Annotated in this window: 15 protein-coding genes; 8 read left to right on the top strand and 7 right to left on the bottom strand. The window is 71.7% G+C overall.

All coding sequences use genetic code 11. The features are described 5' to 3' along the window. Positions 1 to 44: 44 nt before the first annotated feature. The gene (locus tag ACGFMK_RS19165) at positions 45 to 980 is read left to right on the top strand and encodes an alpha/beta hydrolase family protein (protein WP_392764603.1); all 936 of its coding nucleotides are present in this window, start codon (positions 45 to 47) and stop codon (positions 978 to 980) included. A 22-nt stretch (positions 981 to 1,002) separates the two neighbouring features. On the opposite strand, the gene ACGFMK_RS19160 is transcribed toward ACGFMK_RS19165, so the two are convergent. After that, positions 1,003 to 1,848 carry a helix-turn-helix transcriptional regulator gene (locus ACGFMK_RS19160; RefSeq protein ID WP_392764600.1) on the bottom strand — a complete coding sequence of 282 codons (846 nt, stop codon included), beginning with the start codon at positions 1,846 to 1,848 and terminating at the stop codon, positions 1,003 to 1,005. 100 nt (positions 1,849 to 1,948) lie between these two features. Between ACGFMK_RS19160 and ACGFMK_RS19155 the strand changes: the two genes are divergently transcribed. Next, complete coding sequence (locus tag ACGFMK_RS19155) at positions 1,949 to 2,788, top strand: aldo/keto reductase (RefSeq protein ID WP_392764597.1); 840 nt, start codon at positions 1,949 to 1,951, stop codon at positions 2,786 to 2,788. Here the strand turns inward: ACGFMK_RS19155 and ACGFMK_RS19150 are convergent. Beyond that, the gene (locus ACGFMK_RS19150; RefSeq protein WP_392764595.1) at positions 2,778 to 3,746 is read right to left on the bottom strand and encodes an NAD(P)-dependent alcohol dehydrogenase; all 969 of its coding nucleotides are present in this window, start codon (positions 3,744 to 3,746) and stop codon (positions 2,778 to 2,780) included. The genes ACGFMK_RS19155 and ACGFMK_RS19150 overlap by 11 nt on opposite strands. Positions 3,747 to 3,844: 98 nt before the next feature. On the opposite strand from ACGFMK_RS19150, the gene ACGFMK_RS19145 reads away from it, so the two are divergent. Continuing rightward, a complete protein-coding gene (locus tag ACGFMK_RS19145; RefSeq protein ID WP_392764592.1) occupies positions 3,845 to 4,516 on the top strand; it encodes a TetR/AcrR family transcriptional regulator in 672 nt (223 codons plus the stop codon). Between the two features lie 82 nt (positions 4,517 to 4,598). After that, entirely contained in the window at positions 4,599 to 5,600 is a 1,002-nt protein-coding gene (locus tag ACGFMK_RS19140; protein ID WP_392764589.1) for an LLM class flavin-dependent oxidoreductase, read from the top strand. 60 nt (positions 5,601 to 5,660) lie between these two features. On the opposite strand, the gene ACGFMK_RS19135 is transcribed toward ACGFMK_RS19140, so the two are convergent. From ACGFMK_RS19135 to sigK, 4 genes are all read right to left on the bottom strand, one after another. After that, positions 5,661 to 6,341 carry a fasciclin domain-containing protein gene (locus ACGFMK_RS19135; protein WP_392764586.1) on the bottom strand — a complete coding sequence of 227 codons (681 nt, stop codon included), beginning with the start codon at positions 6,339 to 6,341 and terminating at the stop codon, positions 5,661 to 5,663. Positions 6,342 to 6,445: 104 nt separating this feature from the next. Further along, positions 6,446 to 8,026, bottom strand: a complete 1,581-nt coding sequence (locus ACGFMK_RS19130; protein ID WP_392764583.1) for a molybdopterin-dependent oxidoreductase — start codon at positions 8,024 to 8,026, stop codon at positions 6,446 to 6,448. A 33-nt stretch (positions 8,027 to 8,059) separates the two neighbouring features. Then, a complete protein-coding gene (locus ACGFMK_RS19125) occupies positions 8,060 to 8,782 on the bottom strand; it encodes an anti-sigma factor domain-containing protein (protein WP_392764580.1) in 723 nt (240 codons plus the stop codon). Beyond that, positions 8,779 to 9,375 carry an ECF RNA polymerase sigma factor SigK gene (gene sigK, locus ACGFMK_RS19120; RefSeq protein WP_392764578.1) on the bottom strand — a complete coding sequence of 199 codons (597 nt, stop codon included), beginning with the start codon at positions 9,373 to 9,375 and terminating at the stop codon, positions 8,779 to 8,781. The genes ACGFMK_RS19125 and sigK overlap by 4 nt, the downstream gene beginning before the upstream one ends. A gap of 390 nt (positions 9,376 to 9,765) precedes the next feature. Here sigK and ACGFMK_RS19115 point away from each other — a divergent pair, with 390 nt between their 5' ends. Together ACGFMK_RS19115 and ACGFMK_RS19110 are read left to right on the top strand one after the other, a co-directional pair. Further along, entirely contained in the window at positions 9,766 to 10,179 is a 414-nt protein-coding gene (locus ACGFMK_RS19115; protein WP_392764575.1) for an SsgA family sporulation/cell division regulator, read from the top strand. Between the two features lie 13 nt (positions 10,180 to 10,192). Continuing rightward, positions 10,193 to 11,566 (top strand): class I adenylate-forming enzyme family protein, encoded by a 1,374-nt coding sequence (locus ACGFMK_RS19110; protein WP_392764573.1) that lies wholly within the window; start codon positions 10,193 to 10,195, stop codon positions 11,564 to 11,566. Here the strand turns inward: ACGFMK_RS19110 and ilvD are convergent. Then, positions 11,545 to 13,236, bottom strand: coding sequence for a dihydroxy-acid dehydratase (gene ilvD / locus ACGFMK_RS19105; RefSeq protein WP_392764570.1), 1,692 nt, complete (start codon positions 13,234 to 13,236; stop codon positions 11,545 to 11,547). The two genes, ACGFMK_RS19110 and ilvD, sit on opposite strands and share 22 nt — an antisense overlap. Positions 13,237 to 13,351: 115 nt before the next feature. Between ilvD and ACGFMK_RS19100 the strand changes: the two genes are divergently transcribed. After that, on the top strand, positions 13,352 to 14,428 hold the full coding sequence (locus tag ACGFMK_RS19100; RefSeq protein WP_392764567.1) for a dihydrodipicolinate reductase: 1,077 nt from the start codon (positions 13,352 to 13,354) through the stop codon (positions 14,426 to 14,428). Continuing rightward, a complete protein-coding gene (locus ACGFMK_RS19095; protein ID WP_392764564.1) occupies positions 14,425 to 14,931 on the top strand; it encodes a carboxymuconolactone decarboxylase family protein in 507 nt (168 codons plus the stop codon). Before ACGFMK_RS19100 ends, ACGFMK_RS19095 begins: the two co-directional genes overlap by 4 nt. Positions 14,932 to 15,003: the final 72 nt, after the last annotated feature.

The raw sequence follows: 15,003 nt of genomic DNA, 5'->3' as shown, positions 1-15,003 counted from the left end.
GTATCCGGGCGTGCTTTCGCCTGCCCGGGGAAAGAGAGCGATCCATGTCCGTACTCACCAGCCCGCCGACGTCGTCTGGCTCGGGTGAGAAAATCTCCGCCCGCCGCCACCTCGGCCGGCGGGGCAAGGCCACCGCGGTGGTGGCCGCCGCGCTGGCGCTGACCGCCGGTGTCGTCGCGCCGGCACCGGCCGCCGACAACCCCTACGAACGGGGGCCGGCACCGACCACGTCCAGCATCGAAGCCAGCCGCGGCAGCTTCGCGACCAGCACCACCACGGTGTCCCGGCTCGCGGTGTCCGGCTTCGGTGGCGGCACCATCTACTACCCGACCAGCACCACCGCCGGCACGTTCGGCGCAATCTCGATCGCCCCCGGCTTCACGGCCACCCAGTCGAGCATCTCCTGGCTGGGCCCGCGCCTGGCGTCGCAGGGGTTCGTGGTGTTCACGATCGACACGCTCACCACGAGCGACCAGCCCGACAGCCGGGGCCGGCAGCTGCTGGCCTCGCTGGACTACCTGACCCAGCAGAGCTCGGTGCGGTCGCGGATCGACAGCAGCAGGCTCGGCGTCGTCGGCCACTCGATGGGCGGCGGCGGCACGCTGGAGGCGGCGCGCTCGCGGCCGTCCCTGCAGGCGGCCATCCCGCTGACCGGCTGGAACCTGACGAAGAACTGGTCGACCGTGCAGGTACCGACGCTGGTCGTCGGGGCCCAGGCGGACACGGTCGCGCCGGTGGCGTCGCACTCGATCCCGTTCTACACGAGCCTGCCGTCCACTTTGGACAAGGCGTACCTGGAACTGCGTGGCGCCAGCCACTTCGCCCCCAACTCGTCGAACACGACGATCGCGAAGTACACGCTGTCCTGGCTCAAGCGGTTCATCGACAACGACACCCGGTACGAGCAGTTCCTCTGCCCGATCCCGGGCACGAGCACAACGATCTCCGACTACCGGGGCAACTGCCCGCACTCGGGCTGAGCCCGGCCGGCCGGGCCCGCGGTCAGCGTCCCGCGGGCTCGGCGGCCCACTGCAGCAGGAAGCGCAGCGCCGCCTCCGAATCGGAGCCGGGTTCGGCGGTGTAGGCCACCAGCCGCTGGCCCGGGTGCGTCTCCACGGCGAACTGCTGGACGTCCAGGGTCACCGCGCCCGCCACCGGGTGCGCGTACGTCTTGGTCAGCTCCCGCGGGCCGCGCACCTGGTGGCTGCTCCACCACGCCCGGAACTCCGCGTCCTTCAGCACCAGCTCGCCGACCAGCGCCGCCAGCACCGGGTCGGCCGGGTCGCGGCCCGCTTCCATCCGCAGCACCTCGACGCACGCCCGCGCCGCCCGCGGCCAGTCGGCGTAGCGCGAGCGGTATTCGGGATCGAGGAACGTCAGCCGGATCAGGTTGCGCTCGGCGGGCGGCAGCGCGCCGAAGTCGATCAGCAGCGCGACGGCCGCGCGGTTCCACGCCAGCACGTCCTGACGGCCGTTCAGCACCAGCGCCGGGATGTCCGGCAGGCCGTCGAGCAGCCGCCGTAACGGGCCCGCGACGTGGTCGGCGGCGGGCGGGCGCGCCGGGGTGCGGGGCGTGACGTCGGCCAGGGTGAACAGGTACGCGCGCTCGTCCGGGGCGAGCCGGAGGGCGTCCGCGAGCGCGTCGAGGATCGTGCGGGACACCCGCCGCGTGCGGCCCTGCTCCAGCCGGACGACGTAGTCGGTGCTCACGTGCGCGAGCTGCGCCAGCTCCTCCCGCCGCAGGCCGGGCACCCGCCGCGGCCGGCCGTCCGCGGGCAGCCCGGCCCGGCGCGGGTCGAGCGCGGCGCGGCGGGCCCGCAGGAACTCGCCCAGTTCGGTGCCGTCCATGCCTCCAGTCTCCGCCGGTCCGCGCCGTCCCGCCTGGTACGGACCCGCATAGGCAGAACCCTCCCTGGCCGGGCCCGGCCGCGCGGCCGACGGTGAAGGCATGACCCATCCACGAATCGGCTACGGCGCGATGCGGCTCACCGGCCCCGGCCACTGGGGCGAGTACCCCGACCGCGAAGCCGGGATCAAGCTGCTGCGCCAGGTCGTCGACGCCGGGGTGACGCTGATCGACACCGCCGACGTCTACGGCCCGCACACCAACGAAATCCTGATCCGCGACGCGCTCCACCCGTACCCCGAGCACCTGCTGATCGCGACCAAGGGCGGCTTCGTCCGCAGTGGCCCCGAGATCTCGACGATCGCCGCGATCGGCCACCGCCAGTACCTGCGGCAGTCCGCGAAGCTGAGCGCGCGGCGCCTCGGCGTCGAGCGGATCGGCCTCTACTACCTGCACAGCGGCCACGCGCGGGACGCGTCGTTCGAGGAACAGGTCGGCACGCTCGCCGAGCTGCGCGAGGAAGGGGTCATCGAGCGGATCGGCCTGTCGAACGTGACCCTCGGCCAGCTGCGGGCCGCCCAGGCGATCGTCGAGATCTCCGCCGTCACCGCGCACTACAACGTCGTGGACCGCCACGAACAGCCGCTGCTGGACGCCGCCACCGAGGCCGGCGCGGTCTTCGTCCCGTGGCAGCCGGTCTCGCTCGGCACGCCGGGCGAGCCGACGGACACCGCGGGGCCGGCGGCGGTCCGCCGGGTGCTCGAACCGATCGCCGCGCGGCACGGCGCGACCGTGTCGCAGGTCGCGCTGGCCTGGCTGCTCGACCGCTCCGCCGCCGTCCGGCCGATCCCCGGGACGACGTCGCTTGCGCACGTGCGGGAGAACCTCGCCGCGCAGGACCTGGTCCTGAGCCGCGAAGAGCTCGCGGCGATCACCGGGTGATGACGACCTTTCCCTTGGCGTGCCCCGCTTCCTGGTAGGCGATGGCCTCGCGGAGGTCGTCGAAGGGGTAGGTCCGGTCGATCACCGGCGTGACGGCGCCGGACTCGGCGTACCCGGTCAGCTCGCCCAGGACCGCCTTCTTGTCGCAGTCCACCGCGTCGGCGAGCACGGCCCGCCGACGCACGAACGGCCCGGCGATCAGCGCGGCGAACACGTGCCCGGCCGGCTGCACCCAGCGCCCGGCCGGGCCGCCGACCACGACGAAGGTGCCCGTCCGGTCCAGCAGGCGGCGGCACGCGGGGAGCGACCGGCTGCCCGCGATGTCCAGCACGACGTCGTAGCGGCGGCCGCTGCGCGTGAAGTCGTCCTCGCGGTAGTCGGTCACCTCGGTCGCGCCGAGCGACCGGGCGAGCTCGACGTTGGCCGTGCCGCACACGGCGTCGACCTGCGCGCCGAGTGCCTTGGCCAGCTGGACGGCGAAGGTGCCGACACCCCCGGAGGCACCGTTGACCAGGACTTTCTGCCCCCGTTCCACTCCGCGCAGGGCGACCAGCGCGGTGACGGCGGCCATCGGCATCGCCGCCGCCTGCACGTGGGACAGGTTCGCGGGTTTCGGCGCCAGCAGGTTTTCGGGGACGCAGACGTACTCGGCGTAGGCGCCGTGCGGCAGCAGCGCGTAGACGTCGTCACCGGGCCGGAACTCCGACACGTCCTCGCCGACGGCCTCGACCCGGCCCGCCACGTCGCAGCCGAGGATCGCGGCGTGCGGCCGGCGCGGGCCGCCGGGCATCAGGCGCGCGACCCGCGGCTCGCCGCGCAGGTAGTGCCAGTCGTAGGGATTCACCGACGTCGCGAGCACCCGGACCAGCACCTCCCCGGCGGCGGGCACCGGATCGGGAACGTCTGCGAAAACGAGACTGTCCGGCGGACCGTACGCGTGCAGGACCAGTGCTTTCATGGCGTCTCCCCGGGTTCTTACGGCGTAAGTCGTACGCTGTAAGGCGACCGTACGCGGTAAGGCCGGTGATCGCCAGCCTTACCTTGTACGATCTTGCGGTGGCCACCGAAGCCGACCCGCGCCCGCGGACCCCGCTCAGCCGCGAGCGCGTGCTGCGCGCGGCGGTCGCGCTGGCGGACGAGCACGGCCTGCGCGCGCTGACGATGCGCCGGCTCGCGGAGGAGCTCGGCGCCGAGGCGATGTCGCTCTACTACCACGTGGCCAAGAAGGAAGACGTGCTCGACGGCATCGTCGACGCGGTGGCCCAGGAGATCAACGAGGCCGTCGCCGGCGTTTCCGCCGCCGGGGACTGGAAAGCCGCGGTGCGGCAGCGGATCCTGACGGCGCGCGAAGTGTTCCTCCGCCACCGCTGGGCGCCGGGGCTGTTCGAGACGCGCTCGTCGACGAGCGTGGCGGTCCTGCGCTACTACGACGCACTGGTCGGCCTGATGCGCGACGGCGGTTTCTCGTACGACCTGGTCCACCACTCGCTGCACGCGCTGGGCAGCCGCGCGCTGGGGTTCTCGCAGGAGCTGTTCGACCCGTCCGAAAGCGCGGACGCGTCGCCGGACGCGCTGGCGGAGCTGGCCGGGCAGCTGCCGAACCTGGTGGGCATGCTGAGCGAGATCGCCCACGACGACCCGGACTCGACCCTGGGCTGGTGCGACGACCAGGAGGAGTTCGAGTTCGGCCTGGACATCATCCTCGACGGCCTGGACCGGCTGCGCTGAGGCGTCGCTCACCAGGTGGGACGATCGCGTCCCAGGGGCAGAATCGAGAGCGTCAACCCGTTCCGGATCGTGGAGGAAACCGGTGTCGCGACCACTGCGGAAGCTCGGCTTCCTGACCATCGGCCTGTTCGACGCGGCCGACCCGCGCCGGGGCCACGAGTCGACCCTCGAGATCATCGAACTCGGCGAGCAGCTCGGCTTCGACAGCGCCTGGGTGCGGCACCGGCACCTGCAGTACGGCATCTCGTCGCCGGTCGCGGTGCTGGCCGCCGCGTCCCAGCGCACCAGCCGGATCCACCTCGGCACCGCCGTGATCCCGCTCGGCTGGGAGAACCCGCTGCGGCTCGCCGAGGACCTGGCCACCGTCGACCTGCTCTCGGGCGGGCGGCTCAACCCGGGCCTGAGCGTCGGGCCGCCGATGCGCTGGGACGAGGTCAAGCCCGCGCTCTACCCGGACACCGCGGATGCCGAGGACTTCAGCTACGAGCGCGTCCGGCGGCTGCTGGGCTTCGTGCGCGGTGAGCCGGCCACCGGGTTCAGCGGCACCGAGGGGTTCGAGGTGTTCTCCGACCGCGTCCAGCCGCAGGCGCCGGGGCTCGGCGACCGGCTCTGGTACGGCGGCGCGAGCCTGCGCTCGGCCCAGTGGGCCGGCGAGCACCGGATGAACTTCCTCACCAGCAGCGTGGTCAAGGCCGAAGAGGGAACCGACTTCGCCGAGATCCAGCTCTCGCACATCCGGGCCTTCCGCGCCGCCCACCCCGACGGCGAGAACGCGCGGGTCTCGCAGGGGCTCGTCGTCATCCCGACCGACAGCGCGACACCGGAGCAGCGCGCCAAGTACGAGGAGTTCGCCGCGCAACGGCTGCCGCGCACCCGGGCGCCGCAGGGTCCGGCGCGGATGCTGTTCTCCCCCGACTTCGTCGGCACCTCGGCCGAGATCGCCGACCGGCTGCACGCCCACGCCGCGTTCCGGGAGATCGACGAGGTGGCTTTCGCGCTACCGTTCACCTTCGAGCACGAGGACTACGTCCAGATCCTCACCGACATCGCGACGAAGCTCGGCCCGGAGCTGGGCCGTCCCTGAGACGAGGAAAGTCCACAGTGGCCTCGGCGAGGCCACTGTGGACTGTTCCGGGAAGCGGGCTTACTTGTTGGTGCCCGGGGTCAGCACCTTGTCGATCACGAAGACGGTGGCGTTCTTGGTGGGGATGTTGCCGCACAGGATCTTCGCGCCGTTGACGGTCATGTTGTCACCGGTGCCCTCGATCTTCAGCGGGCCACCGGCGGTGTTGAGCGACTCCAGCGAACCGGCGGCGGCGAGACCCTTGGCGTCGTAACGCTTGCCGACGACGTGATACTGCAGGATCGGCGCCAGCTCGGCCGGCTTGCCCGCCAGCTCGTTGAACTTGGCGTCACCCAGCGCCGCGAAGGCCGGGTCGGCCGGCGCGAACACCGTGATGGCCTGCTGGCTGTTCAGCGTGTCCACCAGGTTGGTGGCCTTGACGGCCGCGACCAGCTTGGTCAGCAGCGGGTTGGTCGACGCGGCGGAGGCGACGGGCTGCGGGCCCATCGAGTCCAGCGAACCCGGCGCGGAGCCCTGCGGCAGCTGCGAGCAGGCCGGGCCGAAGACGTCGGCGTTGGTGGTCATGCCGTTCGAGGCGCCCTGGTCGGCGCTGGACGACGGGGCGGCCATCGAGGAGGACGGGGCCGGGGCCGGGGCACTGCTGGAGCTGCCCGAGGAAGCGGTGTCGCTGCCGCTGCACGCGGTCAGCGACAGCGCGGCGACGGCGATGACGCCAATTCCTGCGACACGAAGCTTGGTCACGAAAATCACTCCAATAAGCGGCTTGGACAGTTCATCCGAACTGTTTGTTGTGAGTCATTCGGGGCTGGGTGGAAAACGGATTGGGTCCGATCGGGTGACACGGCTCACTGTGCGGTGAAAGCGATGCTGTGCCATCCGGTCGCGCCGTCGGGAACGGTTCCGGCGCGCATGTCGGTCTGGGTGTAGCCGGATTTGTCGGTCGCCCGGCAGACGACCTGGTGGCCGCCCGGCGTGGCGTCGAACTCGGCCCACCACATGCGCCACGTGTTGAGGTTGACCTGCTGGGTCAGCGTGGCTTCGCGCCAGGGCCCGTTGTCGATGCTGACTTCGACCTTGTCGACGCCGGTGTGCTGCGCCCAGGCGATGCCCGCGACGCGGACCTTCCCCGAAGGAACGGTTTCGAAACCCTTCGGCGTGTCGATCCGCGATTCCGTCTTGATCGGCGCTTCCTTGCTCCACCCGCGTTTCAGCCAATAGGCCTGACGCGCGGCCCAGGTGGTCACCTCGAGATCGGTCACCCATTTTGTCGCCGACACGTAACCGTACAGCCCGGGAATCACCAGGCGAGCCGGAAAACCGTGTTCGATCGGCAGCGGTTCGCCGTTCATCCCGATCGCGAGCATGGCGCCGCGGCCGCGGTCCATCGCGGCGGCGACCGGGCTGCCCGAGGTCCAGCCGTCCACGCTCGTCGAGTAGAGCTGTTCGGCACCGGGGCGCACCCCGGCCTCTTCGAGCAGGTCGGCCAGGTCGACGCCGATGAAGTTCGACGTGGACACGTACGTCCCGCCGACCTCGTTCGACACGCACGTCATGGTGATGGTGCGTTCGACGAGCGGCCGGTTGCGGATGTCGCCGTAGCTGTACTTCACTTCGCGGTCGACCATGCCGTGCAGCCGCAGGCTCCAGTCCTCGGTCCGCACCTGTGGCAGCGACAACGCCGTGTCCACGCGGTAGAAGTCGGAGTTGCGGGTGAGGAACGCCGGCGTCCCGAGCTTCGCGAAGTCGGCGTCCGCCGGGATCATCGGCGCGGTCCGGACCGGCACGAGCTTGCCGACCGCGGCCCGGGACGACGCGGCGTCGCGGCTGCCGGCCAGCAGCTGCCCGCCGACCCCGGCGAGCCCCGCGCCGACGACCACCCCGGCGCCGGCGAGCAGCACCGTCCGCCGCGAGGAACCGCCCTCGGTCACGGTCGCGGCCGCGCCCCGCAGGGCCAGCCGGTGCAGCAGGCCGAACGTCGCGACCCCGGCGACCAGGCTCGCCAGCGGCGCGAGCAACGCGACGGTGCCGAGGTCAGGCCGCTCGTAGACCGCGAAAAGTCCGACGAGGCCGAACGCGGTGATCATCACGAGGCCCGGCCACGGCTTGCGCCGCGACACGAATCCCGCGACCGCCGACACGACCACCATCACGACCGCCATGCCGGACAGCAGCACGAGCTTGTCGTACGTGCCGAACGTGCGGACGGCGAAGTCCTTGAGCTGGATCGGGGTCAGGTCGATGGCGCCGTTGCCGACCGCGAGGTAGGGCGAGGCGTTGATCCCGACGAGCCCGGCGACGAGGTGTCCCGCCGCCAGGGCCGCCGCGAGCGCCAGGACACCCAGCACGACGGCCTGCCACCGGGGCAGCCGGGGTTCCGGTGCCCGGCCGGGGGCCGGGGCCGCCTCGGCGGCCGTTGACGTGCTCATGGTGTACCCCATCTTGTTGTCGGTTCAGGGAAATCAGGTCAGGGAGATCGTGCTGACGGGTGCCGTCGAAGGGGCGGCGGAACCGCCCGCGGGCTCGACGGTGATCCCGATGTGGTCGGTGCCCGGCGGGATCGCGGCGAGCATCGGGCGCATCTGGTGCGGCGACTCCGGCTGCATCAGCCCCGCCGACCGCGTGCCGTCGGCGCCGGTGAACCACACCTGGTATGTGTGGCCCTTGTCGAGCGCCGGGAACCCGGAGGCGAGCAGGACGGCCTTGCCCTGCTCCCGCGACACCACGAGCGTCGCGCCGGCCAGGCCGGATCCCTTGAGCGTCGAGGCGTCCGGCGCGGTCAGCACCGAGTTGAGCGATGTCTGTTCCTGCTGGGCGGCGTCGAGCTGCCGGTCGCTGGCGGCGGTGTGCACGCCGAGCACGACCGCGACCACGGCCGCCGCGGCGGCCCCGAACAGCGCGGCGCGCACCTGCCAGGTCCGGGCCCGTCCGGGCGCGACGGCCGCCGTCACCCTGGGCGGCAGCTGGCGCGTGCGGGTCACCTCGGCCAGCACGCGGGCCCGCAGCTCGGCCGGCGGCTCGACCGCCTCGGCGGCGGCGAGCCGGGCGCCGGTCGCCCGCAGCTCCTCCACCTCCTGGCGGCACGCGGGGCACTCCCCCAGGTGCCGTTCGAACTCGGCACGCTCCACATCGGACACCGCGTCGAGCGCGTAGGCGCCGGTCAGCGTGTGCAGCTCGGCAGTCATCGATCCACCCCCAAGCAGTCGCGCAGCCGGATGAGCCCGTCCCGGATCCGGGTCTTGACGGTGCCCGGTGCCACCTTCAGCACCTCGGCCACCTCGGGATAGGTGTAGCCGTTGTAGTACGCCAGCACGATGGACTCGCGCTGCAGCTCGGTCAGCGCGGACAGGCACTGCCGCACGCGTTCCTGGTCGAGACTGGCCATTGTGGACTCGGTGACCTCGTCGAACGGCCGGTGCACGTCCATCCGGCCGACCTTGTCCTCGCGGTCGAGCACGGCCTGGTGGGAGCGCACGCGGTCGACGGCCCGGCGGTGGGCGATCATCAGCACCCACGACAGCGCGCTGCCGCGCTCCGGGACGAACCTCGTGGCCTTGCGCCACACCTCCACCAGAACCTCCTGAGCCACTTCTTCGGCCTGCGCGTGGTTGCGCAGCACTCGCGTGGCCAGCCCCAGCACCGGACCCGCGATCAGGTCGTAGAGCGACGCGAACGCCGTCTCGTCTCCGGCCCCGACCCGGCGCAGCAGTTCTTCGGCACTGGCCGCGGCGACCGGAGCCTCTTCCGCATGCAGCCGCAGCCGCCCACGCTCACCCATCCCCGGCAACCTCCACGTCACCCACCAAGCCCTCCGGCTTGTACGGGGGATTCGCCGCCGGGGGCCGCGGCGGACTGGTTTGCGGGGTGATGACGTGGGCTGTCCCACCCGGGTGGGCCAAGTCCGGGCCGGCGACCCATCCGCGGGGCCCGCGGCTCCGAATGCCTGGTGGCTCCTGCTGGGTCCGCGCCGGCGGATTTGTGAAAGTCGCTACCGATCCTTCACGTTAGAGCGTGACCGATTGCCTTTTTTTCGCGCGCACGGTGACCTTTAGCACTTCTTGGTCCCCCTATGGAGTGAAACTCTTTCGCGTTGAGAAGGAGTCGCCCTCACCATGGGTTATCTCAAGAGCAAGATCGACAGTACCGACGAGACGTGAGGGGCCACCCCATGGCCGAGCCGCACAGCGTGACCAGCGCCAGCGTCGACTTCGCCCTCCGCACTTTCGGGGCGGGGCCGAGGCCGGTGCCGGCCGAGCTCGAGTACGACACCCGCGACCCGTACGCGGTCGCCGTCGTGCTCCACGCCGGGGTCAGTGCCGTCCGCTGGCTGTTCGGGCGCGACCTGCTCGCCGACGGCCTGCTCGCCCGCTGCGGCGACGGTGACGTGCGCATCGGGCCCGCCGGCAACCCCGAGCTGGTCACCGTGGAGCTGACCTCCCCGGACGGCGCCGCCGTGCTGGAGGCGCCCGCGAAGGAGATCGCCGCCTTCCTCGACACGACGTACGAGGTCATCCCGGCCGGCAGCGAGAGCGACTGGTTCGACTTCGACACCGAACTCGAGAAGCTTTCCTACCAGGACTGAGTACCTTCGCCGGGTGAGCTTCTTCCTGACGACCGTCCTGGCCGCCCTCGACGACGGCGGCGACCGTGTCCTGTTCCGCCAGGACGGCGTCACGACCTACCACCAGGCCCGGGACCGCCTGCGGCGGCTGCACGGCGGCCTGGGCGAGGTCGAAGTCGTGGCGGTGGACGTCCGGAACCGGCCCGAGACGCTGCTGGTCCAGCTCGCGGCGCTCCTGCACGGCGCGAGCGTGCTGCTGGTCGCCGCGTCGGCTCCCCGCCAGGACCGGCTGGCCGCGGCGGCCGCGGCGGGTGTCACCACCGTCGTCACCGACCGGCCGCACGAGTGGCCCGGCGGCGACGTCCGCTCCCTCGACGACCTCGACGGCGAGCCTGAGGAACCGCAACCGCCCGACGCAGTCCGTGTCCTCTTCCCCACCGGTGGCACCACCGGCACCCCCAAGCTCATCCGCCACAGCGGCATCTACGACGGCATGGCCCACATCTTCGCCCCGTCGCCGGACGGCCCCGGCCGCACGCTGCTCGTCGCGCCGATGACGCACATGACCGGCCACGCCACCGTGCTCGGCACGCTGCTGCGCCACGACACCCTGGTGCTCCACGACGGCTTCGACGCGGGCGCCGTCCTCGAAGCGATCCAGGAGCACCGGATCGACACGCTCTCCCTGACGCCACCCCGGCTGGCTGCCGTGCTGGACCACCCCGCGCTCAACGAAACCGACGTCAGCAGCGTCCGGTCCCTCTCGCTCGGCGCCGCGCCGTTGCCGCCGCACCGGCTCGCGCAGGCCCTCGACGTCTTCGGCCCGGTCGTCGGCCAGGGGTACGGCCTCACCGAGGCCCCGATGATCGCGAGCATCTCCGCCGCCGAACTCGTCGGCCACCCGGAACGGCTCGGCTCGGTCGGCCGGATCGTGCCCGGGATGGAGGCCCGGATCACCGGCGGCGAGGTCGAGGTGCGCGGACTGTCCATGATGGACGGTTACCTCGGCGGCCCGGAGGTCGGCCCCGGCTGGCTGCGCACCGGCGACCTCGGCCGGTTCGACGACGAGGGCTACCTCTACCTGCTCGACCGCGTGGACGACGTCGTCGTGGTCGGCGAGCACGGCACCAAGGTGCCCTCGACCGTCGTCGAACACGCCCTCGCGACGCACCCGGCGGTCCGCGCGGCGGCCGTCTTCGGCAGGCACACCGTGGACGGCCAGGTGCTGCACGCCGTCGTCGTCGCGTCCGGCGAAGTGACCGAGGACGCCCTGAAAGAACACGCCCGCAGCGCGTTCGGCCAGGAGCACTACGTCCCGGCGAGCGTTTCCTTCACCGACGCGCTGCCGCTCACCGAGGTCGGCAAGGTCGACAAGCGCGCTCTCGCTCAGCTCGTGACGGCGCCGTAGGACGACGACCGGACCAGCTTGGCGTACTTGCCCAGCACGCCTTCCGGGAACTTGTTCGGCAGCGGCTCCCAGCCCTCGCGGCGCCGGGCCAGCTCGGCCGCGTCGACCAGCAGGTCGATGCTGCGGCCCTTGATGTCGACAGCGATCCGGTCGCCGGTGCGGACGAACGCGATCGGGCCGCCGTCCACGGCTTCGGGCGCGACGTGGCCGATGCACAGGCCGGTGGTGCCGCCGGAGAACCGGCCGTCGGTCAGCAGCAGGACGTCCTTCCCGAGCCCGGCGCCCTTGATCGCCGCGGTGATCGCGAGCATCTCGCGCATCCCCGGCCCGCCCTTGGGGCCTTCGTAGCGGATGACCACGACGTCGCCGGCCTCGATGTGCCCCTCGTTCAGCGCGGCCATCGCCTCCTGCTCGCGCTCGAACACCCGCGCCGGGCCTTCGAAGTTCGAGGTGTCGAAGCCCGCGGACTTCACGACGGCGCCTTCGGGCGCGAGCGAGCCGCGCAGGATGGTGATGCCGCCGGTCGGGTGCAGCGGGTTGTCCAGCTTGCGCAGCACCTCGCCGTCGATCGGCTCCGGGTCCAGCTCGGCCAGGTTCTCGGCGACGGTCTTGCCGGTCACCGTGAGCGCGTCGCCGTGGATCAGGCCTTCGTCGAGCAGGGCCTTCATCAGCACCGGGATGCCGCCGTGGCGGTCGATGTCGTTCATGACGTACTTGCCGAACGGCTTCAGGTCGCCCAGGTGCGGGACGCGGTCGCCGACGCGGTTGAAGTCGTCGAGGTCCAGCGCGACCTTCGCCTCGTGCGCGATCGCCAGCAGGTGCAGCACGGCGTTGGTCGAGCCACCGAGCGCCATGACGACGGTGATGGCGTTCTCGAACGCCTCGCGCGTCAGGATGTCGCGGGCGGTGATGCCCTTCTCGAGCAACCCGACCACGGCCTCGCCGGACAGGTGCGCGTAGTTGTCACGGCGGCGGTCCGCGGACGGCGGCGCGGCCGACCCCGGCATGCTCATCCCCATCGCCTCGGCCGCCGACGCCATCGTGTTCGCCGTGTACATCCCGCCGCAAGCGCCTTCACCGGGGCAGATGGCGCGTTCGATGCGGTCGAGGTCGGCAGTCTTGAGCCGGCCCGCGCGGCACGCGCCGACCGCCTCGAAGGCGTCGATCAGCGTGACGTCCTTCTCGGTGCCGTCGGTGAGCTTCACCCAGCCGGGCGCGATCGAGCCCGCGTAGAGGAACACCGACGCGAGGTCGAGGCGCGCGGCGGCCATCAGCATGCCGGGCAGCGACTTGTCGCAGCCGGCCAGCAGGATCGAGCCGTCGAGCCGCTCGGCCTGCATCACCGTCTCGACGGAGTCGGCGATGACCTCCCGCGACACGAGCGAGAAGTGCATCCCGTCGTGGCCCATGGAGATGCCGTCGGACACCGAGATCGTGCCGAACTGCAGCGGGTAGCCGCCGGCGGCGTGCACGCCCTCCTTCGACGCCTGCGCCAGCCGGTCGAGGGACAGGTTGCACGGCGTGATCTCGTTCCACGAGCTGGCGACGCCGATGATCGGCTTGCGCCAGTCGTCGTCCCCCATCCCGACGGCCCGGAGCATGCCCCGGGCGGGGGCGGCCTCGATCCCGTCGGTCACGGTGCGGCTGCGGGGCTTCGGGTCGATCGTCATGACGCGCCTTCCGATACGACGTTCGGACGCACTGCATGCTACCCGTGTCCGCGCGGTCCGCTCACCGGAACGAATCCCTTCCCGGAGCCGGGCGAACCGGCGAAAACTCCCCGAAATGATCGCCACAGTGGTGTGGGGCACGGGCAACGTCGGCCGTGCGGCCATCCGGGCCGTGGAGGCCCATCCCGCGTTGAAGCTGACCGCGGTGCTGGTGCACAACCCGGACAAGGTCGGCAAGGACGCGGGCGCGCTCGCCGGTGTCGGCGACCTGGGTGTCACCGCGACCGACGACGTCGAGGCGGTGCTGGCGGCGAACCCGCGGGCGGTCGTGTACGCCGCTTCGGGCGACGTCCGGTTCGACGACGCGCTGGCCGACATCGTGCGCGCGGTCGGCGCGGGCGCGATCGTCGTGACACCCGCGCTCTACCCGCTCTACGACCAGCGCAACGCACCTCCGGAGCTGCGGGACCCGGTGCTGGCCGCGATCAAGGACGGCGGCGGCTCGCTGTTCGTCTCCGGCGTCGACCCCGGCTGGGGCAACGACGTGCTGCCGCTGCTGATCAGCGGGCTCGGCACGGACGTCGACGTCATCCGCTGCCAGGAGATCTTCGACTACTCGACCTACGAGCAGCCCGACTCCGTGCGGTACCTGGTCGGCATGGGCCAGCCGATGGACTACGACCCGCCGATGCTGATGACCGGCGTGCCGTCGATGGTGTGGGGCGGGCAGGTCCGGCTGATCGCGCGCGGTCTCGGCGTCGAGGTGGACGAACTCCGCGAGACGCTGGACCGGCGTCCGCTGGAGGAAACCGTCACCACACGGACGATGGGCGAGTTCGACAAGGGCACCCAGGGCGCGGTGCGGTTCGAGGTGCAGGGCATCGTCGACGGCGAGCCGCGGATCGTCATCGAGCACGTCACGCGCATCCACCCGGCGTGCGCGCCGGACTGGCCGACCCCGCCGAGCGGCGACGGCGCCCACCGCGTGATCATCGAAGGCCGGCCGCGGATCGAGGTCAGCATCGAAGCGAGCGACGAAGGCGAAAACCGGTCCGCGGGCGGCAACGCCACCGCCGTCGGCCGCCTCGTCGGCGCGATCGACTGGCTGGCCGGCGCGGCCCCCGGCCTCTACGACGCACTCGACGTCCCGCTGCGCCCGGCAGCCGGCAAGCTCGGAAGGAGGCGCTCGTGAACATCGACATCCCCGAGGGCAAGGACCCGATCGGCTACGTGTGGGGCGAAATGGTGCCCGGCATCGGGATCGCCGCCTCGCAGTTCTCGCTGGCCGTCTACTCGCACACCACGCTGGGGCTGCGGGAGTTCGAGGCCGCGCGGCTGCGGATCGCGCAGATCAACGGCTGCGTCTTCTGCCTCGACTGGCGCACCGAACGCGACGGCGTCAAGGTCGAAGAAGAGTTCGCCGACGCGGTTTCCGACTGGCGCACCACGGATCTCTTCGACGAGCGGACGCGCCTGGCGGCCGAGTACGCCGAGCGGTACGCGCTCGACCACCACAGCATCGACGACGAGTTCTGGAAGCGGATGGCCGAGCACTACAGCCAGAAGGAGGTCGTCGAACTGAGCATGAGCCTCGGTTCGTGGCTCGCCTTCGGGCGGCTCAACCACGTCCTGGGTCTCGACGTCGCCTGCGTCCTCCCGTCCCACCGGTCGTGGGGGGGGGGGGGGGGGTGTTGAAAAAGTGTAAAAAAAAACAAAACCCCCCCCACCCCCCCACAAACCCCGGCGGCGGAGGTCGGGGGGGGGGTA

Source organism: Amycolatopsis sp. NPDC049252, assembly GCF_043197175.1.
Lineage (GTDB): Bacteria > Actinomycetota > Actinomycetes > Mycobacteriales > Pseudonocardiaceae > Amycolatopsis.
This window is presented reverse-complemented; position numbering and strand designations above follow the sequence as displayed.

Excerpts from the sequence above, each read along its gene's own strand:
- ACGFMK_RS19165 (WP_392764603.1), top strand. The coding sequence starts at position 45 with ATGTCCGTACTCACCAGCCCGCCGACGTCGTCTGGCTCGGGTGAGAAA.
- ACGFMK_RS19160 (WP_392764600.1), bottom strand. The coding sequence starts at position 1,848 with ATGGACGGCACCGAACTGGGCGAGTTCCTGCGGGCCCGCCGCGCCGCG.
- ACGFMK_RS19155 (WP_392764597.1), top strand. The coding sequence starts at position 1,949 with ATGACCCATCCACGAATCGGCTACGGCGCGATGCGGCTCACCGGCCCC.
- ACGFMK_RS19150 (WP_392764595.1), bottom strand. The coding sequence starts at position 3,746 with ATGAAAGCACTGGTCCTGCACGCGTACGGTCCGCCGGACAGTCTCGTT.
- ACGFMK_RS19130 (WP_392764583.1), bottom strand. The coding sequence starts at position 8,026 with ATGAGCACGTCAACGGCCGCCGAGGCGGCCCCGGCCCCCGGCCGGGCA.
- ACGFMK_RS19125 (WP_392764580.1), bottom strand. The coding sequence starts at position 8,782 with ATGACTGCCGAGCTGCACACGCTGACCGGCGCCTACGCGCTCGACGCG.
- sigK (WP_392764578.1), bottom strand. The coding sequence starts at position 9,375 with ATGGGTGAGCGTGGGCGGCTGCGGCTGCATGCGGAAGAGGCTCCGGTC.
- ACGFMK_RS19115 (WP_392764575.1), top strand. The coding sequence starts at position 9,766 with ATGGCCGAGCCGCACAGCGTGACCAGCGCCAGCGTCGACTTCGCCCTC.
- ilvD (WP_392764570.1), bottom strand. The coding sequence starts at position 13,236 with ATGACGATCGACCCGAAGCCCCGCAGCCGCACCGTGACCGACGGGATC.
- ACGFMK_RS19100 (WP_392764567.1), top strand. The coding sequence starts at position 13,352 with ATGATCGCCACAGTGGTGTGGGGCACGGGCAACGTCGGCCGTGCGGCC.